This is a genomic window from Burkholderia sp. BCC1644, from assembly GCF_902833225.1.
In the GTDB taxonomy this organism is placed as follows: domain Bacteria; phylum Pseudomonadota; class Gammaproteobacteria; order Burkholderiales; family Burkholderiaceae; genus Burkholderia.
Map to the genome: position 1 here is coordinate 1 of NZ_CADFEI010000054.1, position 927 is coordinate 927.

The window sequence follows — 927 nt, forward strand, 5'->3', positions numbered from 1 at the left end:
TGCTGGATCGCACCCGAGATGCCGACCGCGATGTACAGCTGCGGTGCGACGATCTTGCCGGTCTGGCCGACCTGGTAGTCGTTCGGCACGTAGCCGGCGTCGACTGCCGCGCGCGATGCGCCGAGCGCTGCCGACAGCTTGTCGGCCAGCGGCTCCAGCACCTTCGTGTAGTTCTCGCCGCTGCCCAGACCGCGGCCGCCCGACACGATGATCTTCGCGCTCGTCAGTTCCGGACGGTCCAGCTTCGTTACTTCACGGCTCACGAACTGCGACTTGCCTGCGTCGGCTGCCGCTTCGATTTTCTCGACCGCTGCGCTGCCGCCTTCGGCCGCCACCGGATCGAAACCCGTCGCGCGCACCGTGATGACCTTGATCGGGTCGCTCGACTGCACCGTCGCGATTGCGTTGCCCGCGTAGATCGGACGCTCGAACGTGTCGGCACTGTCAACCGCCGTGATGTCCGAGATCTGCGCGACGTCCAGCTTCGCGGCGATACGCGGCGCGATGTTCTTGCCGTACGCAGTTGCCGGCGCGAGGATGTGCGAATAGTCCTTCGCGATGTTCAGCGCGGTCGCTTCGACGTTTTCAGCCAGGCCCGCTTCGAGCTGCGGCGCGTCGGCCAGCAACACCTTCGACACACCTGCAATCTTCGCTGCTGCGTCTGCAGCCGCCTGCGCGTTGTGGCCCGCGACCAGCACGTGGATGTCGCCACCGATCTTCGCTGCCGCCGCCACCGTGTTCAGCGTCGCGGCCTTGATCGACGCGTTGTCGTGTTCTGCAATCACCAGAATCGTCATTTCTTTGCGCTCCCTCTTACAGCACCTTGGCTTCGGTCTTCAGCTTCTCGACCAGCGTCTTCACGTCCGGCACCTTCACGCCGGCTGCGCGCTTCGGCGGCTCGACGACCTTCAGCGTCTTCAGACGCGG

1 protein-coding gene and 1 pseudogene are annotated in these 927 nt (G+C 65.3%); both read right to left on the reverse strand.

The genetic code is table 11. The annotated features are described in order from the left end of the window. Positions 1–797, reverse strand: a 797-nt coding sequence (locus HWX87_RS37635) for an electron transfer flavoprotein subunit alpha/FixB family protein (protein ID WP_176051838.1), incomplete at its 3' end; no start/stop codon positions are given. Positions 798–813: 16 nt separating this feature from the next. Beyond that, positions 814–927, reverse strand: a pseudogene (locus HWX87_RS37640) (electron transfer flavoprotein subunit beta/FixA family protein); the annotation flags it as partial.